The organism is Paenibacillus sp. NPDC058071 (genome assembly GCF_042885235.1).
Lineage (GTDB): Bacteria > Bacillota > Bacilli > Paenibacillales > Paenibacillaceae > Pristimantibacillus.
On sequence record NZ_JBHVSK010000006.1, the window covers coordinates 281,150 to 307,354 of the forward strand.

A 26,205-nucleotide genomic window follows, 5' to 3' on the forward strand; every position below is an offset into this window, starting at 1 on the left:
CGCAACCGAAGAGAGATTCGCATCGCATGAAAAAAACGGCTGCAAGACGGGAGGAAGCACAACAAGCCTTCCTTCCGTCCTGGCAGCCGTTTTCATATGCCGGCTCTAGGGGAGCCGAGCATACTTTACAGCGAGACGGCTTCGCCGTCTTTCGCCGTCTGCACGGGGCCTTCGTCTGCACGGATCAGATTCAGCAGCTCGCGCATGAAGCCGGGCAGATCCGGCCAGGCATGGCCGCTGACCAGCTTGCCGTCGACATGGAGCGTGCCGTCGGCGTAGGTTGCGCCGAGCTTCTCGACTTCCAGCTTACACGCGTTGTAGGCGGTCAAAGTGCGCCCATTAAAGTAACCGGTTTCAGGGAGCGCAAGAAAGACTTGCGCACCGTGGCATATTGCGCCGACCGGTTTGTCCGCGTCGAGGAAATGCTGGACGATTCGCGGCAGCTCAGGGTTTTGCCGGATGTATTCGGGAGCCCGGCCCCCTGGAATGACGAGAGCGGCATAATCGGCAGGCTCCACGTCGGCGAAGCCGATATGCGAAGGGAGTAGATGAGCCGGTTTTTCCGTGTACGTGTCCCAACCGTCGATGAAATCGTGAACGACCGTATGCAGCGTCTTTTTCGTAGGGGAAGCGATAACAGCCTCGTAGCCTTCCTCCAACAAGCGGTAATAAGGATAATAGACCTCCAGAACCTCGGCGCCGTCGCCAGTCACAATCAGCACTTTTTTGTTCGACATGGGCTCACACTCCTCAATGATTTGGATTGGAAATAGTGTATGTACCTTTCAATTATGCTTTTTATAGGTAATATATGTCAATATTCCTGAAGTAGAGGGACAAAAGGCATAAGGCTATTCGATTTGTGTCGAATTATGACTTAAACTTTCGACTGCGAATTCGGTAATAACAGATATAATAAACTTAATATCTGTCATACTGAATGCGGTTTATTTTGCTATATTTAAAACAGAGAGACGGGGTGCAGCGCCGATGCGGATTGGCCTAAAAAATCCGATGACGAGCTTAAAGGTAAGACAACAGTTGATTTTGCTGTTTATCATTATGGTCTTCCCCACGTTCATTTTGCATATGTACGGCAATTTTAAAGCCGAGCAGATCTTAAAGCGCCATGTGACCAACGCTTACGACGAGCTGAACAAGCAGAACCATACGCTGATCGATCGCGATATCGACACCGTGAATCGAATTACGAATACAATCATTCAGAATCCGACGACGCAAGCACTTATTCCGTCCGGTGATGAATCGGTCATTCAGCGGGTGCGCAAGTACGACAAAATGGATAAGCTGCTCGCGGGCTACTCGACCCCTCTCAATGGCGGCGAAGCCGTCTATTATTCGCTCTACATTTACGATCCGAACAATTACTACTTCTTCGCTCCGAAATATCAGATGGTGCAAAGCGGCGTTTATTTTTTCAATGATCATAACAAGCCGGAATGGTACGACGAGGCTATCCGCAAAAAAGGGAAAGGCTTTCTGAAGCTGACCGAAAGCGACGATATGCTCATTCGGAAAACGACTCTCGCTTATATCCGTGCCGTCAATACGATTTCAGAAGGCAATAGCGTGATCGGCGTATTGATTGCGACCAAAATGGATAAAAAAATCGATGAATCGATGCAGTCGGTCGATCTGCCGGGCGGCGAGATTTATTTTACCGATCCAGAGGGAACCGTACTGACCTCAACCGTGCCGGGAATGATGGGCACAAAGCTGGAACTTCCCGATGGGGTGCTGCACTCGAACAATCACAATGATAAGCCGATCATGACAGAGGATTATATTTACGTATCCCATTTCAACGAGGCTTTGAAGCACAGGCTCATATACAAAATACCGGTTAAGGATCTTTTGCAGCAGCAAAACGAGCTGAAACGCGTTATTCAGCTTATATCAATCGCTTATATGCTGTTCGGCTGTATCGTAGTTGTATACTTCTGGCGTTCCCTCATGCGTCCTTTGCAAAAGATGGCATCCTTCGTTCGAAGCTACGAACCGGGTAAGCGCGTGCCTGAAACGCCGGGGAAGGGACGAAACGACGAGGTAGGCGTGCTGATTGGAGCGATGTACGACATGGCCCGTAGATTAAACGCGCTGATTCATAATAATTACAAAATGGAGCTGAAACAGAAGGAGACGCAGTTGCAAATTTTGTATCAGCAAATTAATCCGCATTTGCTCTACAATACGCTGGAAAGCATCTACTGGAAAAGCTCGCTTGAAGGTAAATCTGAATCCGCTGAAATGATTAAAGATTTATCAAAGCTAATGAAGATCAGTTTGAGCCGCGGCAGGGATCTGATAACGCTTGCCGAAGAACTGGAGCATGCGGCCGCTTATGTGCAGCTGCAGCTGAGGCGGTACGACTACGAATTTAATGTGACGTGGTCGGTGCCGGTTGCGATGCATCATCATCTGATCCCGAAGGTGACGCTGCAGCCGCTAATCGAGAATGCAATTTTGCATGGCGTGAAAAATATGGGCGACGAAGGCGAAATCGAAATTTCTGCAGATTACGGGGAAGACAAACTGTTAGTTCGGGTTATCGACAACGGCTATAAGGAAGTCGATTATAAAGAAATCGAGCGGCAGATCGGCGAAGAAATGCCGAGCAGCTCGACGTCGGGCTACGGCATACGGAATATTCACCAGCGTCTGCAGCTGCATTTCGGCAATACGTACGGTTTGCAATACAGCGGAGGCGAAAGGGGCGGCACGGTTGTAACGGTCGTATTGCCGACTGCGATAGAAACGGAGGAATAGACATGTACACGGTACTGGTTGTTGACGACGAGCCGCTTATTTGTAAAGGACTAAGCAGCCTGCTTGCCGCATCGGGCATCGATATCGATACCATTCATATGGCTAACAATGGTTATGAAGCGTTGGATTATTTGCGTTCCGAGGAAATTGATTTATTAATCACCGATATCCAGATGGGGACGATGAACGGCATCGAGCTGATGCAGCAGGCGAAAATGATCAAGCCTTGGGTAGAAACGATTATTATTTCCGCGCACGAAACGTTTCAATATGCCCAAATGGCGATTCGACTGGGCGCTAAGGACTATTTAATTAAACCGCTTAACAGCGAGCAGTTTCTCGATTCGGTGCGCAATGTCTTGTTGAAAATGAAAAGGCCGGATCCGGCCGCTCAAGAAGATCTAATCGCCGGGATGAGAGAGCATTTCCAAATGCGCGATCCGCAGCCGCAATGCGTGGATTGGCTGAACCGGCTGGTAGCCGATCCGGCAGGGACGAAGGAGCTAACGGAGAAATTAGGGCGCAATTACGGCATTTGGTTGCCGGGTCCATATTTCTCCTTGCTCCGGATGAAGCTCGAAATGCGGTCAGGAAAAATCGAAGAAAAGGGCGATTTGAGCGCGAACGACTTGAAGCTGTTGCGGTATGCCGCGCTGAACATTACGAACGAGTTGCTGGTGGGTCAATGGAACCATACGGCATTTTACAGTTCAAACGACGAAATAACCGTTATTTTGCAGTGGAACGAAGGACAGTACGAGGAAGCAGGAGCCGATCGCGTGAATGAGCTGGATATGATCGGCAGAAGCCTCTATTTCAACATACAGAAATATTTGGGTATTTCATGCACAATCGGGCTCTCTCAAATATTAAAGGGTATTGACTTCCTGGACGTGCTGAACGAGCAGGCGCACAAAGCAAGACTGTGCAGCACGCAGCATTTGGACCATTTTGTGTTTTATTACGGTGATTTTAACTGGAGCCACTATCCTCAGCAGCAGCCGACCGAGGAAGATCTCCATCTGCAAACCAGCTTGATTGTGGAGAAGGCGAAAGCCTACATTCATGACCATTACGCCCAGAAAGGGCTGACGCTGCATGAGGTGGCGCAGAGCAATCATGTCAGTCCGAACTATTTAAGCTACTTGTTCAAGAAAGAAACCGGCATTAATTTATGGGAATATGTTATTAAATTGCGCATGGAGGAAAGTAAGCGGTTGCTGCTGCAAACCGACCTGAGACGTTACGAAATTTCGGAAAGAGTAGGCTATGAGTCACCCGAGCATTTTAGCAAAATTTTCAAGAAGTACTATGGATTTAGCCCTAGCGAACTAAAGAAGTAATATTGCTCACTATTTGCTTGGATACGCACATTACTCTACGATCAGTCTTTTTCTAAAATAAAATGAAGCAGGCGATTCAGGCTGTCCGTTAGTACTGGCAGACGTTTCGCCATATTCTAGGCAAAGCCGCAATAATGCTGCAAACACTTAGAGTTCTAGAAAAAGAAAAGAGGGAGACAAATGGAGTATTCAACAGCAGCAGCAACCAGCCAGCCGCAACCTAAGAAACGTCTGGCGCTGCCGGCAAGAAAGTATTTGTGGGGCATCTTGTTCCTTCTGCCGGCATTTTTTGTGTTCATAACATTCCTATGGGTGCCAATCGTTAAAGGTTTTGTGTACAGCTTCTACCACATTGACTTTGTAAAAGGCAACACTTTTGTCGGATTTGACAATTTTAAGAGCGTGTTTAATGACGCCGACGTCTTAATCGCAATTAAGAATACGCTCTATTATATATTCTTGGCGCTTATTATGGGCTTTTGGGTGCCGATTGCATTCGCCATTGCCATCTCGGAGCTTCGCAGATTTCAAGGTCTCGCTCGTATCGCGGCTTATCTGCCGAACGTCGTTCCGGTCGTCGTACTGTACGGTCTGTGGAGATGGATCTATGATCCGGTCGGTCCGATCAACGGCGTTGTTAATTCTCTCGGCGGCGAATCGATTCTGTTTATGACCGATACACGCTGGTCGATGGTCTCCATCGTCTTCATGGAAACGTGGCAGCAATTCGGAGCGGCTATGCTCATTTACTTGGCGGCCGTGCTCAGCGTGCCGCGCGACTGGTACGAGGCGGCGGAAATTGACGGCGCTGGCGTCTGGAGAAGAATTTGGCATATTACGCTGCCTTCGATTCGCAACCTAATCGTTCTGCAGTTAATCCTGCAGCTGATCGCAACGTCCCAAGGCTACCAATCGCAAATGGCGATGCTGGACGGCGGTCCGAACAAAGCGACGCTTACCTACTCGTTGCATATTGTTAAGAGCGCATTCAACCAGTTAAACTACGGCACGGCTTCGGCTATGGGCGTACTCATGTTTATCGTCCTCGGCGGTTTAGCGGTTTTGCAATTTACAATGCAACGCAGAAAGGAGAATTAAGCGATGAAAGCTGGCGAAAGAGGCATACTATCCCCTTATGACTTGAAGAGAAACCGAACGAAATTCGGTTATGTGATTATGATTCTTGCCATTATTGTAATGGCGGCAACGATGATTTATCCGATTTTAAATACGATTTTCAACGGACTGAAGGAAAATGTGGAGGTCAACACCTTCCCGCCGACCTTTATCCCAACATCGTGGCATTTTGAGAATTACGGCGCGGCGTGGGACTATATCAAGCTGCCGATGTTCCTTCGCAATACGCTTATTATTTTCGGCGGAAATATGCTGATGATCATTATTGTACTGGGTCTTGCTTCCTTTAGTTTGTCGAAGCTGGATATTCCGTATAAACGCTATGTTCAATTTTTCTTTATGATGACCCTGTTTATTCCGCCAACGACGTACATTATCCCGAACTTCTTGAACCTTAAAGATTTGGGCCTGATGAACAACTTCGCGGCGTTCTGGTTCCCGGCGGCGGCGAATGCGTTCTATCTGCTGCTGTTGAAAACCTTCTTCGACGATATTAATAACGAAATGTTCGAAGCGGCGCGGGTCGACGGCGCGTCGGAATTGCGCAACTTTACACAAATCGCGTTCCCGCTGTCGATTCCGATTTTCTCGACGCTGGCGATTTTCATTTTCTCGGCAGCTTGGAACGACTGGTTCTGGCCGTCGCTCATTATGCACAATGAGAAAACTTATCCGTTAGCAACTGCCATCTATAAATTCGTTATTCAAGCGAGAATGCTCAACATGAATATTAGATTCGCTATACTTACGTTCGTCATGATTCCGCCGATTTTCGTATTCCTGATGTTCCAGAAATACATTATGCGCGGACTTCACTTGGGCGGCGTTAAAGGATAATTTATCACATTCTGTCATAGAATCGCACACGCATTTCCTCGTCAGTGAGGCGCTTACATCGCCTCGTGACGCGACCATCGCCGCCTTCGGGCGGCGATGGTCGTTTCTTCGGGCGAATCGTAAAGATACACATGATCGGAATAGTTTTACACCTCGTACAATGGGTCATATCTCCTATATGATGAGATTGCAACTACTAATAACGAATGGAAAAGGGGAGTTTCAATGCGTAAATCCGCAACGCTTTTTGTCAGTCTAGCTCTGATGGTCTCCATGCTCGCAGCTTGCAGCGGCGGCAACAAACCAGCAGCTACGGATCCTCCGGCAACGGATAAGCCATCCGATAACACTGCAGCAGCGACTGATGCGCCGAAAGATGACATTAAAGACAAAAAGATTAAAATCAGCATCTATTACCCGTTGCCTGACCAAGTGGAAGCTCGTGAACTGGAAGACGACAAAATCGCTCGTTTCAAGGCGGTATATCCTAACGTTGAAATCGAGAAGAGCGATTGGCACTATAGACCAGACGAAATCGGTATCAAAATGGCTGCTAATGAAGCGCCAACTTTCTACAACACTTTCGCTACAGAAGCGAAATTCCTTGTAGAAAAAGGCTGGGCTGCTGATATTACTGATCTCTATAACAATTATGAGTTCAAAGACCAAATCAACCCGGTCCTGCAAAACACGTTTAACATTGACGGCAAAGTATTCGGCGTTGCTCAAAAAGGTTATGTTGTAACGACAATCGTGAACAAGAAAATGCTCGACGCAAAAGGCGTAGCAGTACCTGCTTACGACTGGACTTGGGACGATTTGCTGAATACGGCGAAAGGCGTAGCTGATCCGAAGAAAGGCATCGCTGGTATCGCTCCAATGGCGAAAACGAATGACGGCGGCTGGAACTGGACGAACTTCTTGTTCGAAGCAGGCGGCGAAATTCAAACGATTGAAAACGGAAAAGTTGTTGCTAAATTCAACTCCGATGCTGGTGTGAAAGCGCTTGATTTCTACAAGAAGCTGAGATGGGAAGCAAACGTTGTTCCGCAAGACTGGGCACTTAACTGGGGCGACGCTGTAGGCGCATTCTCGCAAGGCCGTATCGCAATGGTTATGGCCGGCGCAGAAGGTCCTCTGGATTCCGCTCTCAACCAAGGCGGCATGAAAATCGAAGATCTGTTGACGTTCCCTATGCCTGCAGCTGAAAAAGGCGGCAAACATACGGGCGTACTGGGCGGCGATTACCTGGTAATCAACCCTAATGCAACGAAAGATGAGCAAGACATGGCATTCCGTTACATTACTTTCGACTACTTCACAGATCAATATCTGGCTTCCATCGAGAAAGAAATCCAAGCTCGTAAAGCGGGCGGCAAATTCTTCATTCCGCCGCACATCAACTACTTTGCTAGCGATTCCGAATACGGCAAAAAGCTGCAAGCGATCTTCGACAAGTACGACAACGTATACAAATACAGCGAAGAGTCGAACGCTCTGCTTGACGGCAAAGCTGAAGCTCAGTTCAATACGCAAGACTACTATGGCTCTATGACGAACGTCATCCAAGAAGTATTCTCGAAGAAAGATGCTGATCCAAAAGCGTTGCTCGACGCTGCGGCTAAGCTGACGCAAGAGAAATTCTTCGATTCGATCAAAGTCCAATAATTGAAAAGCAGCCAGCCGTTGGGATTGCTCCTTCGGCTGGCTGTTTTATGTTTAATAGGAAAAGGACGTTAAAGAAGCAAGCGGCTCAGCCGCTTGCTTCTTTAACGTCCTATTGTTGTTATAATCGTTTCACCGAATTTCGCACGACGAGCTCGGCCGGCAGCACGACCTTTTTCCACGGCCCGGCTTCCTCGCGATATTGAATTCGGTCCACGAGCATTTGCATGCCAAGATAACCGAACTGATAGGCCTGCTGCGCGACAACTGTTATAAACGGATCAGCTTCGGAATAAGGACCGAAATCGTCGAAGCATACAATCGACATTTTCTCAGGAATGAAAATGTTGCGTTTGCGCAGCAGGCGAATAACTTCTACCGCAAGCACGTTATTGCCGGCCACGATCGCTGTCGGAAGCGGGTCCATGCTGTCGATCCAGTTCTCCATTGCCGTCAGATCAGCACGTGGACCGAAGCTGGTTTCGAACAGGTACTGTTCATTGACCGGTAAATTGTTGAGCTTCATCGCTTCCTCATAGCCTTGCAGCCGCATTCTGGCGCTTGAAACCGATTTGGAGCCGTTTACCATGGCGATGCTCGTATGACCGTTGGCGACTAAATGATCGACAAGCTGGCGGGCGCCCACTTTACCGTCGCCTAGCACGATATCGCATTCAATGCCGGGTACATCACGGTCGAGCAGCACAAACGGCGTGTTATGCTTGCGCAGCTGCTCCAGATTCGGCAGCGAAGGATCGCCGGTCGGCGCAATCATGACCCCGTCGACGCGCGTCGTCAGAATTGTATTCATATAGTCCGCTTCTTTTTCGAGATTTTCATCGCTGTTGCCGAACAGCAGCCGATAGCCGAGTTTTGTAGCCGCGTCCTCGGCCCCGCGGGCAAGCGTCGTATAGAAGGGGTTGGTAATATCGGTGATCAGCAGAAATAAGCTTCGCGTCTGCTGCAGCACCAGGCTGCGGGCCATCTGATTCGGCACATAGTTCATTTCTTCCATGACCTTCTTGACTTTTGCCCTCGTCTTGTCGCTAATTCTGCCGGTGTTATTGATAACCCTCGAAACGGTCATTGCAGATACATTGGCTCGTTCAGCAATATCGTATATGGTAACCATAGATGGCTTCTCCTCTTGTTAAATCTTGATTCTATCTTACTAAAGAAAACATTTGACAGCAACCCATTGAGTTGTTAAATTAGAGTTATCGGTAACATTATAAAACGCTTTCATAACATAACACATCATTTGGAGGGATTATTGTGGCAGATACGGCTTATCGTTTTAAAAGTGGATTTCCGAAAATCGGCATTCGTCCGACAATCGACGGCAGACGCAGAGGCGTAAGGGAGTCGCTTGAGGTTCAAACGATGGCGATGGCGCAGTCGGTCGCTAATTTGCTTTCGGAACATCTTCGCTACCCGAACGGGGAGCGCGTTGAGGTTGTTATTGCGGACAGCACGATTGGCGGCGTTGCGGAAGCGGCTGCATGCGCAGATAAATTCGCAAGAGAAAATGTTGGGGTATCGATAACGGTAACGCCTTGCTGGTGTTATGGCACAGAGACAATGGATCTGAACCCGGGTATCCCGAACGCGGTATGGGGCTTTAACGGAACGGAGCGTCCGGGAGCTGTATATTTGGCAGCAGTTCTTTCCGCTTATGCGCAAAAAGGCATTCCGGCTTTCGGTATTTACGGCCACGACGTACAGGAAGCTGGCGACACGACAGTGCCTGAAGACGTGAAAGGCAAGCTGCTCAGCTTCGCTAACGCGGGATTGGCTGTTGCCTACATGCGTGGAAAATCGTATTTGGCGATGGGTTCCGTATCGATGGGTATCGCCGGCTCGATCGTAAGCGACGTCTTCTTCCAAGAATATCTCGGCATGCGCAATGAATATATCGATATGTCCGAATTCGTTCGCCGCTTCGAAGAACAAATTTACGATCCTGCGGAATTTGAGAAAGCGCTTGCTTGGACGAAAGAGAATTGTGTTGAAGGTCCGGACAACAACCCGGCGGCCATTCAGATGAGCCGCGAGCAAAAGGATAAGGATTGGGAAACGGTCGTTAAAATGGCGCTAATCGCCCGCGACTTGATGATCGGCAATCCGCGTCTCGCCGAGCTCGGCTTCGAAGAAGAGGCTATGGGGCATAACGCGATCGTGTCCGGCTTCCAAGGCCAGCGGCAATGGACGGACCATTTCCCGAACGGCGACTTTATGGAAGCCATCCTCAATTCCTCGTTCGACTGGAACGGCACTCGTCCTCCATTCATCGTAGCGACGGAGAACGACGCGCTGAATGGCGTGGTTATGTTGTTTGGTCACCTGCTGACGAATACGGCGCAAGTATTCGCCGATGTTCGTACGTATTGGAGCCCGGAATCAGTAAAACGAGTTACTGGTCATGAACTCAGCGGCCTAGCGGCTAATGGCATTCTGCATATGCTCAACTCCGGTTCGGCGGCTCTGGACGGAACGGGTGAGCAGCAACGTGACGGCAAGCCGGTTATGAAACCGTTTTGGGAAATTTCACAAAAAGAAGCGGATAACTGCGTAGCGGCGACTTCGTGGAGACCGGCCTCGGTCGAATATTTCCGAGGCGGCGGCTACTCCTCCGACTACCTGACTCGCGGCGGCATGCCGATGACGATGTCCCGTTTGAATATCGTGAAGGGTCTTGGACCTGTATTGCAAATCGCCGAAGGCTACTCGGTTGAACTGCCGTCTGAAGTGCATGACGCGCTGGACAAACGTACGGACCCGACTTGGCCGACGACTTGGTTTGCTCCAATTCTGACGGGCGAGGGCGTATTCACAAGCGTATACGACGTGATGGACAATTGGGGTGCCAACCACGGTTCGCTCAGCTACGGCCATATCGGTGCGGACCTGATCACGCTCGCTGCGATGCTGCGTATTCCGGTTCATATGCACAACGTGGCGGAAGAGAAGATTTTCCGTCCTCGCGCTTGGGGATTGTTCGGAACGGAAAGCAAGGAAGGCGCAGACTACCGCGCTTGCCAAAACTTCGGACCGCTTTATAAATAAGACTGCAAGCCGCTTGCTCCGGCACAAGGAGCAAGCGGCTTTAAACCGCATTTTGAACGGAGGACATTAATCATGAGTATGGAAATTCGGCAGGAGCTTTGCAAATATGCGAAGAAAACAGTAGAGAACAGACTGGTTGTAGGACCAGGCGGCAATATCAGCGCAAAGCATGAAGGGAAAATGTATTTGTCGCCAAGCGGCTTTGCATTGGATGAGATTCAGCCCGAGCAATGGGTGGAAGTGGATATCGAGTCCGGCGAAGTGACGGACATTGGTCTGCGGCCGTCCTCTGAAGTGCTGATGCACTTATACGCGTACCGCGTGAATCCGTCGATTGGCGCGATTGTGCACACGCATCCGCCTTATTGCATTGCGTTTACATTGGTGGAGACGGAGCTTCCTATTATGTTCCCTGACCAAGCGGCGCTTGTTGGCAAAACGGTCTACGTGCCGTATGTACTGCCAACTACGGACAAATTGGCTGACGCGCTTGTGGAAAAGGTCAATGAAGCCAGCTCGATCTTGCTCGGCAACCACGGACTGGTAACGACTGGCCGCAATTTGCGCGAAGCGTACTACCGGACCGAAGTTGTCGAGGAAAGCACGAAAATCTTCCTGATCGCTAAACAGATTAAGGAGCAGCCGAAGGTGCTGACGAAGGAAGAGTTTGAAGAAATCGCATCGCTGGAGAGCGAGGCTTATCGGATTCAATTACTGCAAAAAATGAAATAATGGCGGTTTAACCGGAAAGGAGCGGCGGCAACGTGCTATTGTCTACCGTGTTGGCTTTTGATCTGGGGGCAAGCAGCGGCAGAGCGCTGATCGGCAAGCTCGTGCGGAACGAGGACGGACGGCGGGAGCTGCAGGTGGAGGAAATCCATCGTTTTCCGAACCATGCGATTCACGTCGGCGACCATCTGCATTGGGATATATTGCGACTCTTGCACGAAATGAAGAAGGGCATTCGTAAAGCGTTCCAAGAGGGGCACGCGCCAAAGACGTTCGGCATTGATACGTGGGGCGTCGATTTTGGTCTGCTGGATGTGAACGGCGAGCTGCTCGGCAACCCTTATCATTACCGTGATCCGCAGACGGAGGGTCTGATCGAGGAAGTGAACGATCTATTCGGCAAAGAGTCGCTGTTCGAGCAAGGCGGCTTGCAGTTCATGCCGTTTAATACGATTTACCAGCTGTATGCGATGAGAAAAGCAGCTTCGCCGAAGCTTGATGCGGCCAGAACGCTGCTGCTGACGCCGGATTTGCTCGTTTATTTCTTGACCGGACGCAAAGTATGCGAATTTACAATGGCGACGACGACTCAGTTGTATCATCCCGGGCAGCAGGCGTGGAACACGGAGCTGATGGAAAAGCTGGGCATCCCGTCCGGCATTTTCCCAGAGCCGATCTACCCTGGCGCGGTCATCGGCCCGTTGTCGGCCGAAGTGAGGGAAGAGCTGGACGTGCCGCCGATCGAAGCAGTTGCCGTGGCTACGCATGATACGGCGTCCGCGATTGCCGCCGTTCCGGCTGGCGACAAGCCGTTTGCCTATCTCGTTTGCGGCACCTGGTCGCTGTTCGGCACGGAGCTTGACGCGCCGCTGCTCACGCCGGAGGCCTTGGAGCTGGAGTTCTCGAACGAAGGCGGCGTGTACGGCAAATACGAGCTTCTCAAGAACATAATGGGTTTATGGATTATACAGGAATGCAAGCGCGATTGGGACGAGAAGGGGAAGGAATACTCGTTCGCAGAGTTGGCTGCTATGGCTGAACAATCCGAGCCTTTCCGCAGCTTTATTAATCCTGACGACGCTCGTTTCTACGGTCCTTCCGATATGGTTCGCAAAGTGAAGTCGTATTGCGAGGAAACCGGCCAAGCGGTGCCTGAAACAGAGGGCCAGGTGGCCAGATGTATTTATGAGAGTCTCGCGTTAAAATATCGGCATGCGATCGATCAGTTGGAACAGCTGACCGGCATCGGCTACGAAGGGCTGCATATGGTTGGGGGCGGCATTCAAAACCGGCTGCTTTGCCGATTGACCGCAGGCGCGCTCGGACGACCGGTTTGGGCAGGTCCAGTCGAAGCGAGCGCAATTGGCAATATGCTGATGCAGCTCGTTGCGCAAGGACATTGCGGCAGCCTGGCCGAAGCGCGCGAGCTGTCGGCGGCGGCTTTCCCTGTTGACGTCTATGAGCCAGTGGCGGAAGAGGCGGCAGCCTGGAATGAAGCGTACGGCCGTTATAAGCGGCTGTTAACGAAATGAACAAGGAGCGTGCGAATTGATGCTGAACGGAATATCGAAGCTGATCTCGCCTGAGCTGTTGAAAATATTGATGGAAATGGGACATAGCGACGAAATCGTCATCGCTGACGGCAACTTTCCGGGGGCGAGCCATGCACAGCGGCTCGTTCGCGCCGACGGGCATAACGTTCCCGAGCTGCTGGACGCGATTCTCCAGCTGTTTCCGCTCGACCAATATGTCGAGAAGCCGGTTGCACTCATGCAAGTAATGCCGGGCGATACGGCGGAAACGCCGATTTGGGGCGAATACAAGTCAATTATTGAGCGCCGTTCCGGTCTGGCTGAGCCGTTCGAGGAAGTAGAACGATTCGCCTTCTATGAGCGGGCAAAAAAAGCGTATGCGATTATCGCCACCGGCGAAAGTGCGCTGTATGCAAATATCATATTGAAGAAAGGCGTTATCAAGTAGGGAATTGCTCCGCTTGAGAAGATGCCTTTCGATGCCGAAGAACCGCGCAGCTGAAGCTGCGCGGTTCTTGCGTTTTTCCGGTTCTCCCCGGCGCTGCTGCACGAGCTAGTGTCAGTCTTATTTGAGCGATTCATGCCTGTTGCAGTGAACGGCTGGAAACGGTTGACACCTGTCATAACCTCCATTACGATAAGAGAAAACAATTATTCCTAGTTAACGAATTGGAAAAGTCAATTAAACTTGAAAACAGTGATGGACGCGAAGCCAAGCACTGATTCTGGTTTATGGCCGGAAAAGGGTTCAACATCCAAATCAGTTCTAGACGGAGAAGAAGAGAGCAGCGAAGGGGCAGAGGGATTCTGGAGAAACGATAGTGGTCGCTTTTAAAGCATGATTTCTACCGCAAACCTCTATTAAATAAAGGAATCAGGCTTTAATGGCGATCGGAAGAACCCTCTGACCCGCAGCGCTTCTCTTCACTTCAAGTCATGCACTGATTTCGATTTTGAGTCGGTAAAGGATATAAATGATAATCGGGATAGGAGAATGGCGAATGAACATTGAGAACATAGAGGCATTCGTATACGTCACCCACTACGGAAGCTTTAACAAAGCGGCTGAAATCTTATTTCTGTCGCAGCCATCGGTTACTGCACGCATTCAATCGCTGGAGCGGGAACTGGACTGCAAGCTGTTCGATAGACTGGGCAAGCAAATTCAGCTGACTGAGGAAGGCAAGCGTTTTTTGCCGTATTCACAGCAAATTTTGCATACGCTGCAAAAAGGCAAGCTTAATCTTCATCAGCAAAAGGCGCTGCCAAACGAGCTTCGTATCGGCTCAACCGTTTCGGTGGCCAATTATGTTTTGCCGCTATGGCTGCCTGCTTTAATGAAGCGGTATCCCGACATCCATTTTAAGCTCGTCACCGCTTCTACCGACGAGCTTGTCACCAAGGTGCTCAACAAGGAGCTCGATATCGGCTTTGTGCGGAATACGAGCCATCCCGGCCTGCGTTCAGTCAGTCTGTACGAGGATCCGATACGACTGCATGTGTACGACGGCCATCCGTTCACGCAGGAACAGAACGTTGAAATTGAAAGGATCGGCGATTATCCGTTTGTCTTTTTTGAATGCGGAGCGCTGGACTGGATTCGAATTCACCGTCTCTTTGAAGGGCTGGAGAAGCCGCCGGCAATGATTTTTCAATCCGATAACCTGGAAACGGCGAAAAAACTTGTGCTGGAGAAGGCCAGCATCGCGTTCCTGCCAAGTCTGTGCGCATCCGACGAGGTGAGTAGAGGGCTGCTGCATCCAATCGACTTCCCGGAGGCGGAAGGCATTTCCTTGAAAACGAATATGATCGCGCTTAGCGGAGAGACCAATCCGTTTTTTGATACGCTGCTCGAGCTCTCGAAGAAGCTTCCAAGCGCCGTTAGTGCATAGTATTGGATTGTGTAATTTACTTATAGAAAAACTCTATTAGACGCGGAAGGACAGCGGTGATAAATTAGTGTCAATATAATTCTTATAAAAACAGTAGGAATTATTGGTTTAACAAGAGTGGATGGGGGAGTTTGAGATGAAAAAGTGGGGATTACTTTCAGCGACACTGCTGCTTGCGTTGGCGGTTACGGCTTGCGGCTCAAACGGCGGAGGCGATAAAGGATCAAGCGAGCCTGCCAAGTCGGGGAACGGAAATGGCGCTGTGCAAGTGAAGAAAATTATCGTCGGCACCGGCACACAGTTTCCTAACGTTTGCTTTATTGATGAGAACGGGAAGCTGACCGGATTCGACGTCGAACTGGTCAAAGAATTGGACAAACGTTTGCCGGAATACGAATTTGAATTCAAAACGCTCGATTTCACCAACCTGCAGCTGAGCCTGGAAACGAATAAAATCGATTTTATCGCGCATCAAATGGAGAAAAATCCAGAGCGCGAGGAGAAGTTCTTGTTCAACAAAGTGCCTTATAACATTTTCCTATCCAGAATCGCAGTTGATAAAAACGATACGACGATCAACTCTATTGATGATTTGAAAGGCAAAAAGATCTACACGACGCCAACAAGCAATCAAGCGTATTTCCTTGAACAGTACAACAAACAGCACAATAACGCGCTTAACATCGTCTATTCCAGCGGAGGGGCCAATGATTTGGTCAGCCTGATTCAGAACAAACGGGTGGACGCGACAATGCAAACCGATTTCTCTATTAACTTCTATCCGGGAGCCGACGGCAAGCCGGCGTTGAAAAATGTCGGGGATCCGCTTATCCAATCGGAAGTGCTGTTCGTATTCCGCAAAGACAGCCAGGAGCTGGCGGACAACATCGACAAGGTGATTCAAGAGGTGAAGGATGACGGAACGCTTGCCAAGCTTAGTGTGCAGTGGCTTGGACAGGATTATACGAAAACGTTGGACGAAGCGACCGCCGGAAAATAATAAGCGGCCAAGGATGAGGTGTAAGCATGGGCAGAAAATTTGACATCAGCTACGTTATCGACTTTATTCCGAAATTGTTGTCCTATTTGCATGTTACGTTATTCATCGTAGCGGCCTCGATCCTGCTCGGACTCGTTATCGGCTTGCTGGTGGCGCTGCCTCGTCTGTACAACGTACCGGCATTGAAACAGATATCGCAAGTCTATGTTTCCTTTTTCCGCGGAACGCCGATCTTAATCCAGCTCTTTCTCGTCTACTACGGCGTTCCTGAGCTGTTCAAGCTGATTGGCATCGATTTGAGCCGGACCGACGTTCTTGTATTTGTCATCCTGACGTATGCGATGAACAGCGGTGCATTCATTTCTGAAGCGATTCGGGCGGCAATTAATGCGGTGGACCGCGGACAGGTGGAAGCAGCGTATTCGATAGGAATGAACGGCTATCAGGCGTTTCGCAAAATCATTCTTCCGCAGGCGTTGGCTGTATCGGTGCCGGTCTTCGCCAATCTGGTCATTGCAAATCTGAAAGATACATCGCTCGCTTTTTCGCTGGGAGCGATGGAGATGACCGGTAAATCGCAGACGCTCGGCGCGGCAACGCAGCATTTTGTCGAAACGTATATTTCGCTTACTCTCATTTATTTTGTAATCAGCATGGGGCTTGAGCGGTTATTCCGGTCAGCTGAGCGCAGGCTGCTGCGGCACGAGAAGACCGATCAAGCAACGCAGAATGAACCGAAGTCCTTCAGGCGGTTCGGAAGAAGGCAGCTAGTAGCGGATATTAGGAAGGGAGGCTGACGAATGGAACTTGATTTCGCTTTTATCGGAACGGCTTTTCTCAGCCTGCTAAAGGCGCTGCCGAATACGATTCGCATCACTGTCGTGTCGGTGTTCTCCGGCTTTCTAATTGGTACGGCTATCGCACTGCTTCGCGTATACCGTGTACCGGTGCTGCACCGGTTCGCATCCGGCTACGTGCTATTCATTCGCGGGACGCCGATGCTGATGCATTTGCTCCTTATTTATTTCGGATTGCCGCTTGTGATCGACGGCGCATCTGAAGCATTTGGCTGGAGCTTTCGTTCGGCGGCCATTCCGCTGATCGGCTTTGCCTACATCTCGTTCTCGATTACGGCGGGCGCCTACATGTCCGAAGTCGTGCGCGCAGGCATTACCGCTGTCAGCCGTGGCCAGATCGAAGCTGCTTATTCGGTCGGCATGACGACGGGCCAAGCGCTGCGGCGGATTGTGCTGCCCCAAGCGTTCGCGGTCAGCCTGCCGAACTTGTCCAATAACTTGATCGGCATGCTCCACGGCTCAACGCTTGCTTTTACCGTTTCCGTCGTGGAAATCAACGCTCAGGCGCAAATTGTCGCCGCGAGCAATTGGAAGTTTCTCGAAGCCTATATCGCTGCCGCTATTCTGTTCTGGGGAATGACGATTCTGATCGAGCGCGGAACAGCGCTGTTGGAGCGGCGAATTCAAGCCTATAACCGAGGAGGTGTCGCATGATCGCGCTAAACCATTTATCCAAGTCGTTTGGCAAACAAGCTGTTCTGAAAAACATTTCACTAACCGTTAACAAGGGCGAAGTGGTCGTTATTCTAGGGCCAAGCGGCTCCGGCAAAACAACGCTGCTCCGCTGCATCAACTATTTGGAGCGGCCGAACGAAGGATCGATCGCCATCGGCGATTTCGCTGTCGATTGCAAGCACCCCGGCAAGAAGGATATTCACCGGCTGCGCCAAAAGACGGCGATGGTATTCCAGCATTACAACTTGTTCAAGCACAAAACGGCGATTGAGAACGTAATGGAAGGGCTGGTTGTCGTTCAGAAGGTGCCGAAGGAAGAGGCGAGAGAAAGAAGCGCGGCGGTGCTGGCAAAAGTCGGTCTCGGCAATAAGCTGGATGCTTATCCGAGCGAGCTGTCGGGCGGACAGCAGCAGCGAGTCGGCATTGCCCGGGCGCTCGCGCTTAACCCAGAGGTTATTTTGTTTGACGAGCCGACCTCCGCGCTCGATCCCGAGCTTGTGGGCGAAGTGCTGGACGTTATTCGCAAAATCGCCAGCGAAGGCATTACGATGATCGTTGTGACGCATGAGATGGGGTTCGCGAGAGAGGTTTCCAATCATGTCGTCTTCATGGACGGCGGCGTGATTGTGGAGGAAGGCAAGCCAAACGAGCTGTTTGGCGCGCCGAAGGAAGAGCGGACAAAGCAATTTCTGAAGCGGATAACGCCGGAATGGAGCTACGATATTTAGCTGCGGCATAGCCGCTGGTCATAAGGGGGAGAAGAACGATGACATTGAAATGGAGCATACTCGATCAAAGTCCAATTGTAGAAGGGGAAACAGGCGCTGATGCGTTCCGCCATACGGTGGAGCTGGCGCAGCTGGCTGATAAGCTCGGATATAACCGGTTCTGGGTATCCGAGCATCATGACGGGCCGCTCGCAGGCTCTTCGCCGGAAGTGCTGATCGCCTATTTGATCGATAAGACGGAAAGGATTCGGCTCGGTTCGGGCGGCGTCATGCTTCAGCATTACAGCCCCTATAAGGTTGCGGAAAATTTCAATGTGCTGGCGACGCTCGCTCCCGGACGGATTGACCTTGGCGTCGGACGCGCGCCAGGCGGACTGCCCCGCTCGACGCAGGCGCTTCAGCGAGGAGTGACAGAGCCGCAATCGCTGGCCGAGAAGCTGGATGAGCTGGCGCATCACGTCAACCGCACGCTGCCGGACGACCACGCGCTTGCCGGCATTCAGGCTTCGCCGCCTGCCGCTCAGCCGGCGGATATCTACTTGCTCGGCACGACGGTAGGAAGCTCGGAGCTGGCTGCCGATCAGGGCGTAAATTATGTTTTTGCGGAATTTATTAACGGTGATCCGGCTGCGGTCAAAGAGGCGCTTGCGCTGTATCGCGAGCGTTTCAAGCCGAGAACGGCGGGCGCTCGTCCGCAGCCGATTGTTGCAATCTCTGTCGTCGTAGCGGATACTGATGAAGAGGCGGAAAGGCTCGCAATCGATATCAAAAATATACGCGTAACGCTTGCGGACGGCCGGACGCTTAATTTATCAACCATCGCCCAGGCCGAGGAATTCGGCAAACAATCGGGCCAAGCGTACACCATTACGGAGCGCACTCCGGAAATCATTAAAGGCTCGAAAGAGACGGTTCGCGCGCAACTGCTGAAGAAGCAGCAGGAATACGGCGTAGATGAATTTATCGTCGTGACGCTGTTGAAAAGGTTCGAGCAGCGGCTCCATTCCTATGAGCTGCTGCATGAAGCGTTCGCAGAAGTGAGCCGTCAAACTTAGCCGATGCGGCCCGGGCGGGCATCGAAAGAGGAGGATCGGCATATGGCCGAACAACAATCGAGTGTTGCCGATGTGCAGCAACTGGACTTCATTCTTACGGAATATAGGCGTCATTTGCATCAATATCCGGAGCTGTCGAACGAAGAATTCGAAACGACTGCATTTATAAAGAGCAAGCTGGAGGAAGCGGGCATCCGCATCGTCGATTACGGTCTGGCTACAGGCGTAATCGCAGAGGTAGGCGCATTGCCGGGCAACGGGCCGATTGTGGCGATTCGCGCCGATATCGACGCGCTGCCGATTACGGAGGAAACCGGGCTTCCTTACGCTTCCCGCATTCCGGGAAAAATGCATGCCTGCGGGCATGATTTTCACACGTCAGCCATTATCGGGACTGCTCTGCTGCTGAAAAGCAAGGAACAGGAATTAAACGGAACCGTTCGTTTCATCTTCCAGCCGGCGGAGGAGAAAGCGGTCGGAGCGCAGCGCGTTATTGACAGCGGTGCACTTACGGGCGTACAGGCGATATTCGGCATGCATAATAAGCCGGATCTGCCGGTCGGAACGGTAGGCGTCAAGGAAGGGCCGCTAATGGCGGCGGCGGATGGATTCATTATCGAAGTGAATGGCAAAGGCTCTCATGCCGCGGTGCCGCAAGCGGGGCTTGACCCGATCGTCGCTTCGGCGCATATCGTGACGGCGCTTCAATCAATTGTCAGCCGCAACGTAAGTCCGCTTGAGAGCGCGGTCGTCAGCGTGACGAAAATCATCGGCGGAACGACGTGGAACGTCATTCCGGAAAAGGCAGTGATGGAAGGAACGGTGCGCACATTTGGCGACGAAGTGCGTGAGACAGTGCTTGCACGCTTCGAGCAAACGGTCGTTGGCGTCGCCTCGGCGCTTGGTCTCCGCGCCTCGGTCAAATGGATTCAAGGACCGCCGGCAGTCATTAACGACAAACGGCTAGCCGATATTGCTGCCGCCGCTGCCGCGCCTGTCGGACTGAAGACTATCGTACCGGTGCCGTCTTCGGCTGGCGAAGATTTTGCTTTTTACCAGAAAGCGATCCCTGGCGTATTCGTATTTATGGGTACCTCAGGCTCGCAGGAATGGCATCACCCGGCCTTCGATCTGGACGAACGGGCGCTGCCGCTTAGCGCACGCTATTTCACCGAGCTTGCTGTTGCGGCATTGGACGAATTGGCGCGCTAGGGCGATGGAGCTTACGTTCAGTTCAACATAGAAGGAGCAGGAGCGATGGAAAAGTCATACGAGGTTATTATTGCCGGAGCGGGCTCGATGGGCATGAGCGCTGGTTATCATCTCGCCAAGCGAGGCGTTCGAACGCTGCTGCTGGACGCTTTCGATCCGCCCCATGCGAGCGGTAGCCATCATGGTGAGACCCGATTGATTCGGCACGCCTACCCGGGAGCGGAAATCTACACGGAGCTGGCGCTACGCTCCCATGAGCTGTGGCGCGAGTTGGAGGAGGAGAGCGGCGAAACGCTGCTCGTCGAATCGGGCGTGCTGAATATCGCGCTTCCCGGAGATCATGTACTGGCGGAAAAGCAGTTCAATGCAGAGGCATCAGGGCTATCGATTGAACTGCTGGAACGCGAGGAAATCGAAAAACGCTGGCCGGGCTGGCGGTTGCCGGAAGGCAGCACTGGCTTATACGAGCCGAGAGCCGGTTATTTGTACAGCGAGCGTTGCGTTGCGGCAAGCAAGCGGCAAGCGCTCGCGGCAGGAGCGGAGCTGAAGGCGAATACGCCCGTTCGGCGAGTCGCAGCCGATGGGGATGGGATAGCGGTGTATACCGACCAAGGCGTTTACCGCGCCGATAAAGTAATCGTCAGTGCAGGAGCCTGGTTTTCCTCGCTGTCGATCGATCCGCCGATCTCGCTGCCGATTCGTCCGATTCGGAAGACGGTCGGGTGGTTTGAGGCCGACGAGCAGTTGTTCGGCGAAGGCCGTTTTCCCGGTTTCACGTTTGGAAGCGGGTCGGAAAGCTATTACGGTTTTCCTAGCATCGGGGGCGGCGGGGTGAAGATCGGCCGTCATGACGGAGGAGTCCCATGGCAGCCTGGACAGGAATGGCAGCCTTTCGGGAGCTTCGAAGCCGATGAGGGTGACATTCGCCGGGCTCTGGAGCGCTATGCGCCGCAAGCTGCGGGTCGCCTGCAACACGGAGCGGTCTGCAAGTATGAAATGACGGCGGACGACGATTTTATTATCGATGCTCATCCGGGGCTGAAAGGTTTATGGCTGGCCGGCGGTTTTTCCGGTCATGGCTTCAAGTTTGCGAGTGCCGTCGGGGAATTGCTTGCCAATCTCGTAACGGTAGGCAGACCAAGCACGGAACGGAGTATAGCGCCATTCTCGCTGAACCGATTTGGGGAACGCGCCTAACGGCGCCGTTCTCGCTAATAAATTAACGGAATATTTTGAAATCATCTAATAATAGGGAGGAAATACAAGATGAGTCAGTTGCCAATTGATCTGCAGCGTTATTTGGACACGCATCAGGATTTGACGCAAGCGATAAACGGACTAAACGAGGAAGCGCTCAAGTGGAAGCAGGCTCCGAATAGCTGGAGCGTTACGGAGGTGCTTTCCCATTTGGCCGACCATAATTTGATCGTATCGTTCCGGCTGCGCGATATTTTAGCCGATACGACGGCCGTTCTGCCAGCGTTCGATCAGGACCTATGGGTTAGCGGAGCGTATGCGAACGAAGGCTCGGCTGAAGACATCCTGCATGTTTTTCAGGCGCTGCTGGTCTACAACAGCCTGCTGTTCAAACGGCTGACTGATGCCGATTGGGTGAAAACGGGTGTTAACAAAAAAGGCGAGACGGTTACGGTGAAGCAAATCGTCGATTCGTTCTCCGACCATGTTCACCGCCATATCGGGCAAATCGACCGAATTAAAACCGCCTATACAAAACTTTGATACCGATATAGAAAACGTTAATTGTACACGGCTGCAAATTTTATGGTAACGTTACAGGTATAAAGCAGAGTTTTTTCATTGGAATAATTTTATTTGTCGCTGGGTACTCAGCGGGAGGTGCGTTTTAGAATGACGCAAAATAAGCCGGACCTGCGAATCCGGGAAGCAGAGAGGGAAGACCGCGATTCGATTTTGAAGGTGATGCTCGAAGCCTATGGGGAATACGCCCTTGTTATGCCTGAAGAGGGTTGGAAGCAATATGCGAAAGATATAGAAGCTTCGGTGGACAATGATCGGCCGATTGCGCGAATCGTCGCGGAGCTGGACGGCGAGATCGTCGGCAGCGTGCAAATGTTTGATTCTTCCGAGGCGGCATACGGAGCCCCGGAGCTCGGTATCGAGTCGCCGATTATCCGGCTGCTGGCAACCTCGCCGGCTGCAAGAGGAAAAGGCGTTGCGACCGCCCTTATACGCGAAAGCGTGCGCAGATCGCTGGCGCTGGGCGCCGAGACGTTGCATTTGCATACATCCGATATGATGGCTTCGGCCATTCAGCTGTATGAGCGCCTTGGCTTTGAACGTGACTATGACAAAGAAATTCAAAAAGGCGACAAGCTTGTGAAGTGCTACCGATTGAAGTTAAAGGAATCGGCCTTGCTCGTGTAGCTATCAGCAGCCGAGAGACGGGTTCGTTATTTAAGGAGGAGAGAGTATGACAGCACGCAAAAAGCTGAAGCTAGGGGCGATTATTCACGGAGTCGGCGGCCACGTCGGCGCTTGGCGGCATCCGGATGCGCTGACCGACGCCAGCGTTAATCTTGGTTTCTATAAACAGCAGGCGCAGAAAGCGGAGGCCGGCAAATTCGATCTCGTCTTTATTGCGGATGGCTTGTATATTACCGAACAGTCGATTCCGCATTTCTTGAATCGCTTCGAGCCGATTACGATACTATCGGCGCTTGGTGCCGTAACGGACAAAATCGGTCTCGTCGGCACGCTTTCCACTTCGTACAGCGAGCCATTCAACGTAGCCCGGCAGTTCGCGTCGCTCGATCATATTAGCGGCGGGCGCGCCGGCTGGAACGTTGTTACTTCGCCGCTTGAAGGCTCTGCCAAAAACTTCAGCAAGCCCGAGCATCCGAACCATTCGGAGCGTTATCGCATTGCCGAGGAGTATCTGGAAGTGGCGAGAGGGCTGTGGGACTCCTGGGAGGATGACGCCTTTGTCCGCGATCAGGCATCCGGCGTATTCTTCGATCCGTCTAAGCTTCATCGGCTGAATCATAAAGGGGAGCATTTCTCCGTGCAGGGACCGCTTAATATTGCCCGCTCGAAGCAAGGCCAGCCGGTCGTTTTCCAGGCCGGTTCGTCCGAATCGGGCAAGCAGCTGGCAGCCAAAAGCGCGGATGCGGTATTCACCAGCCATGAAACGCTGGAAGAGGCGAAGGCGTTTTATGCCGATGTGAAAGGGCGCGCCGCTGAGCTAGGCCGTTCACCGGAGGAGATCGCGATACTGCCTGGGATTGGGCCGATTGTCGGCCGGACGCAGGAGGAGGCTGAAGCGAAATACGAACAGTTGGCTGAACTTGTTACGATTGATAAGGCGCTTGCGTATTTGGGAAGGTTTTTCGAGCATTTCGACTTTTCCGTGTTCCCGCTCGACGAGCCGTTCCCGGATATCGGTGATCTCGGCAGCAACAGCTTCAAGAGCGGCACCGACAAAATCAAGCGGCAGGCGAAGGAAGAGAATTTGACGCTGCGTCAAGTTGCGCTTCGCGCCGCTACTCCGCGCTCAGCGTTCATCGGCACACCGGAGAAAATCGCCGATTTGATTCAGCAATGGCATGAAGAAGAAGCGGCGGACGGCTTTATCATTTCCGCGACAACGCCGAAGGGACTCGACGAGTTTGTCGATCTGGTCGTGCCAATTTTGCAGGAGCGCGGCATTTACCGGAAGGAATACGAAGCGGATACGCTTCGAGGCCACTTGGAGCTGCCGATTCCGGCGAACCGCTATACGGTGAAAAAGCAAGAGGAATCGAAGGAAAGCATTTTATCGCAATAATTCGTTTGTTTGTCCCATATAACGAACAGTAGAAAGGCCGCTATTTCGCGCGACAAAATCGCGAGGAATGGCGGCTTTTTTTGACGGCGGCTCTGCATGCAACCTTTTCAGGGAAATTTAGTCTATATTGATAGATTTGGAAACGCAAAGAAAAGGCTGATCGGGAGGAATAGAAATGCGGAGCGGATGGGCTTTGCTTTGGATAGGAGCCGCCATAGTAGGGTTGGCTGGATGCACGGGAACAGGAGGAGACGGATCGTCGCCAAGTCCGGGCGTTAGCGCGGGGGTAAGCAGCGGATCATCTATGGAGACAAGACAGACGTTGCAGCCGTCGCCGTCTGCGCCGCAGATCGAAACGACGGCCGCGCCGGAAGCGGAGCTCGATTTGATCGACCGTCCACTGGATATCCGTTCGGAACAATTGACGGATGGTATCCTTTACCGGGTCGAGAACGCAGACGCCATCTATTTGGAGACTTATACTTCCCCTGAAGTGGGCAGGCCTGACGTCCATCTTTATCGTCGCAATAGCAATGACGGGGAGCTGGATCGTTACAAGTACGAGCTGCTTGTGACCGATTCGAAGAAAGGGACGTATACGGTCATCCCTCTTGTTGATATCAAAGTACAAAAACATATCGATGTGGATACCAGTTGCAGAGGATACGGGTTTGTTGATCCCGATCGTCTCGTGTTGACGGTGCCTAGTATCGAAAAAGCGGACGGCGGCATCGGCTTCCGCGTCGCAACGCTGGATTTGCGTACCAACAAGCTGTCCAATATTGCAGCAGCGGAGCAGCCAGGGCCGGAAACGAACCGTATCGGGAGAAGCTGGTTAGACGAGCGGAACGGGAAGCTATATGTGAACGGGTACGGGGAAGGACAGCTTTGGATTGCCGATATTGCTCAAGGGACGATCGAACGTGCGGACGGCGAGTTCCGCAACTCCTGGCCCTTTTTCATGACGATTCCGTCTCCGACCGGCGAACGTTTCTGGTATTGGGAGACTGCTGAAGAGAAGGATACATATAAGCTGCACGACGAAAAAGGGAAGCTTATCCGCAAGTTCGACAGTGGTTACAGAGGAATTGATGGTTTTCCGGCATTCCTATGGAGCCCGGACGGACGTTATGCTGAATTCGAGTATGCAAGGGACACTAGCCCGTCCAACATCGTCGGCGAATCGGAGGTTTATATCATTGCGCCGCAGGGCATTAAGGTGCTGGATAAGAACGGCAAGCTGGTGTGGCAAACGAAAATTGCGGCCAACAAGCCGAACGACCATATGGAATGGGCAGGGTGGATCGAAGACGAACATGGAAAAAGCTTTGGCATTGTCAGGCGTTATCGTCTTGCACTTGCCGACGACGGCAGGCCGGAGCCAGGCAAGCTGGCGATTTCATACGAGCGTATAGACGTCGAGAATGGCAAGGTTTACCCGCTGAAGGAGGCTTCGAGTCTAGAGGAGTTGGAACGGCCTCAGATGACGATAGCCAGAGACCGCTTTATTATTGCCGATACCGGTAGCGATCGGTACTTGGAATGGGACTATGATGCAGTTGAACTCTATTCGTTCCGTTTCAAGGACGAACGACAGCTGTTCCTTACGAGTGAGTACGACGAGGCAAGCAGACAAAAGATTTTGAAAGGGTACGATCCGGCAGTCAAACGATGGATGGATATCGGCAGAACGAGCTATTCTTCTTATAACTCTTTGAAAATGACCGATGAAAAAACGATACTGATCGATCGGAGCAGCGAGTCGGTGCAAGAGCTGGAATACCGGTTTTTGAGGTGAGGGGGCAAGAACCTGTGAGAGATTGAGTAATGGCTTGAGGAAGGCGTGTATACGACGATATAATAATCGTCCGCTTCTGTATAATGA

General features: G+C 51.7%; 23 protein-coding genes. 21 read left to right on the plus strand and 2 right to left on the minus strand.

Annotated features, from left to right (window positions below; all coding sequences use genetic code 11):
* Positions 1-125 precede the first annotated feature (125 nt).
* Positions 126-737: a DJ-1/PfpI family protein gene (locus ACFVTB_RS12895; RefSeq protein ID WP_387749192.1), complete on the minus strand. Its 612-nt coding sequence runs from the start codon at positions 735-737 to the stop codon at positions 126-128.
* A 253-nt stretch (positions 738-990) separates the two neighbouring features.
* Here ACFVTB_RS12895 and ACFVTB_RS12900 point away from each other — a divergent pair, with 253 nt between their 5' ends.
* The 5 genes from ACFVTB_RS12900 to ACFVTB_RS12920 all read left to right on the plus strand — a co-directional run bounded on the left by ACFVTB_RS12900 (position 991) and on the right by ACFVTB_RS12920 (position 7,772).
* Positions 991-2,787 (plus strand): sensor histidine kinase, encoded by a 1,797-nt coding sequence (locus ACFVTB_RS12900; RefSeq protein ID WP_387749194.1) that lies wholly within the window; start codon positions 991-993, stop codon positions 2,785-2,787.
* A 2-nt stretch (positions 2,788-2,789) separates the two neighbouring features.
* Positions 2,790-4,130, plus strand: a complete 1,341-nt coding sequence (locus ACFVTB_RS12905) for a response regulator transcription factor (RefSeq protein ID WP_387749197.1) — start codon at positions 2,790-2,792, stop codon at positions 4,128-4,130.
* 180 nt (positions 4,131-4,310) lie between these two features.
* A complete protein-coding gene (locus ACFVTB_RS12910; protein ID WP_387749200.1) occupies positions 4,311-5,228 on the plus strand; it encodes a carbohydrate ABC transporter permease in 918 nt (305 codons plus the stop codon).
* 3 nt (positions 5,229-5,231) lie between these two features.
* Positions 5,232-6,104 carry a carbohydrate ABC transporter permease gene (locus ACFVTB_RS12915; protein WP_387749202.1) on the plus strand — a complete coding sequence of 291 codons (873 nt, stop codon included), beginning with the start codon at positions 5,232-5,234 and terminating at the stop codon, positions 6,102-6,104.
* Positions 6,105-6,329: 225 nt separating this feature from the next.
* Positions 6,330-7,772: an ABC transporter substrate-binding protein gene (locus ACFVTB_RS12920; RefSeq protein ID WP_387749205.1), complete on the plus strand. Its 1,443-nt coding sequence runs from the start codon at positions 6,330-6,332 to the stop codon at positions 7,770-7,772.
* A gap of 118 nt (positions 7,773-7,890) precedes the next feature.
* On the opposite strand, the gene ACFVTB_RS12925 is transcribed toward ACFVTB_RS12920, so the two are convergent.
* Complete coding sequence (locus tag ACFVTB_RS12925; protein ID WP_387749208.1) at positions 7,891-8,901, minus strand: LacI family DNA-binding transcriptional regulator; 1,011 nt, start codon at positions 8,899-8,901, stop codon at positions 7,891-7,893.
* Positions 8,902-9,044: 143 nt separating this feature from the next.
* Between ACFVTB_RS12925 and ACFVTB_RS12930 the strand changes: the two genes are divergently transcribed.
* From ACFVTB_RS12930 to ACFVTB_RS13005, 16 genes are all read left to right on the plus strand, one after another.
* Positions 9,045-10,835: an L-fucose isomerase gene (locus ACFVTB_RS12930; protein ID WP_387749211.1), complete on the plus strand. Its 1,791-nt coding sequence runs from the start codon at positions 9,045-9,047 to the stop codon at positions 10,833-10,835.
* A gap of 78 nt (positions 10,836-10,913) precedes the next feature.
* The gene (locus ACFVTB_RS12935; protein WP_387749405.1) at positions 10,914-11,567 is read left to right on the plus strand and encodes a class II aldolase/adducin family protein; all 654 of its coding nucleotides are present in this window, start codon (positions 10,914-10,916) and stop codon (positions 11,565-11,567) included.
* Between the two features lie 32 nt (positions 11,568-11,599).
* Positions 11,600-13,096: a rhamnulokinase gene (locus tag ACFVTB_RS12940; protein WP_387749214.1), complete on the plus strand. Its 1,497-nt coding sequence runs from the start codon at positions 11,600-11,602 to the stop codon at positions 13,094-13,096.
* Positions 13,097-13,115: 19 nt separating this feature from the next.
* Positions 13,116-13,544, plus strand: a complete 429-nt coding sequence (gene fucU, locus ACFVTB_RS12945) for an L-fucose mutarotase (RefSeq protein ID WP_387749217.1) — start codon at positions 13,116-13,118, stop codon at positions 13,542-13,544.
* Between the two features lie 553 nt (positions 13,545-14,097).
* Complete coding sequence (locus ACFVTB_RS12950) at positions 14,098-14,988, plus strand: LysR family transcriptional regulator (protein WP_387749220.1); 891 nt, start codon at positions 14,098-14,100, stop codon at positions 14,986-14,988.
* Positions 14,989-15,124: 136 nt separating this feature from the next.
* Entirely contained in the window at positions 15,125-15,988 is an 864-nt protein-coding gene (locus tag ACFVTB_RS12955) for a transporter substrate-binding domain-containing protein (RefSeq protein ID WP_387749223.1), read from the plus strand.
* Between the two features lie 26 nt (positions 15,989-16,014).
* Entirely contained in the window at positions 16,015-16,785 is a 771-nt protein-coding gene (locus tag ACFVTB_RS12960) for an amino acid ABC transporter permease (RefSeq protein ID WP_387749226.1), read from the plus strand.
* Between the two features lie 3 nt (positions 16,786-16,788).
* Positions 16,789-17,499 (plus strand): amino acid ABC transporter permease, encoded by a 711-nt coding sequence (locus ACFVTB_RS12965; RefSeq protein ID WP_387749229.1) that lies wholly within the window; start codon positions 16,789-16,791, stop codon positions 17,497-17,499.
* On the plus strand, positions 17,496-18,248 hold the full coding sequence (locus ACFVTB_RS12970) for an amino acid ABC transporter ATP-binding protein (protein ID WP_387749232.1): 753 nt from the start codon (positions 17,496-17,498) through the stop codon (positions 18,246-18,248). The genes ACFVTB_RS12965 and ACFVTB_RS12970 overlap by 4 nt, the downstream gene beginning before the upstream one ends.
* A gap of 38 nt (positions 18,249-18,286) precedes the next feature.
* Positions 18,287-19,303: an LLM class flavin-dependent oxidoreductase gene (locus ACFVTB_RS12975; protein ID WP_387749235.1), complete on the plus strand. Its 1,017-nt coding sequence runs from the start codon at positions 18,287-18,289 to the stop codon at positions 19,301-19,303.
* A 42-nt stretch (positions 19,304-19,345) separates the two neighbouring features.
* On the plus strand, positions 19,346-20,515 hold the full coding sequence (locus ACFVTB_RS12980) for an amidohydrolase (protein ID WP_387749238.1): 1,170 nt from the start codon (positions 19,346-19,348) through the stop codon (positions 20,513-20,515).
* Between the two features lie 45 nt (positions 20,516-20,560).
* Complete coding sequence (gene solA, locus ACFVTB_RS12985; RefSeq protein WP_387749241.1) at positions 20,561-21,712, plus strand: N-methyl-L-tryptophan oxidase; 1,152 nt, start codon at positions 20,561-20,563, stop codon at positions 21,710-21,712.
* A 69-nt stretch (positions 21,713-21,781) separates the two neighbouring features.
* Positions 21,782-22,255 (plus strand): DinB family protein, encoded by a 474-nt coding sequence (locus ACFVTB_RS12990; RefSeq protein ID WP_387749244.1) that lies wholly within the window; start codon positions 21,782-21,784, stop codon positions 22,253-22,255.
* Between the two features lie 129 nt (positions 22,256-22,384).
* Positions 22,385-22,921, plus strand: a complete 537-nt coding sequence (locus tag ACFVTB_RS12995; RefSeq protein WP_387749247.1) for a GNAT family N-acetyltransferase — start codon at positions 22,385-22,387, stop codon at positions 22,919-22,921.
* A gap of 46 nt (positions 22,922-22,967) precedes the next feature.
* On the plus strand, positions 22,968-24,320 hold the full coding sequence (locus tag ACFVTB_RS13000) for an LLM class flavin-dependent oxidoreductase (protein WP_387749250.1): 1,353 nt from the start codon (positions 22,968-22,970) through the stop codon (positions 24,318-24,320).
* Positions 24,321-24,495: 175 nt separating this feature from the next.
* Positions 24,496-26,118, plus strand: coding sequence for a YncE family protein (locus ACFVTB_RS13005; RefSeq protein WP_387749253.1), 1,623 nt, complete (start codon positions 24,496-24,498; stop codon positions 26,116-26,118).
* The last annotated feature ends 87 nt before the right edge of the window (positions 26,119-26,205 follow it).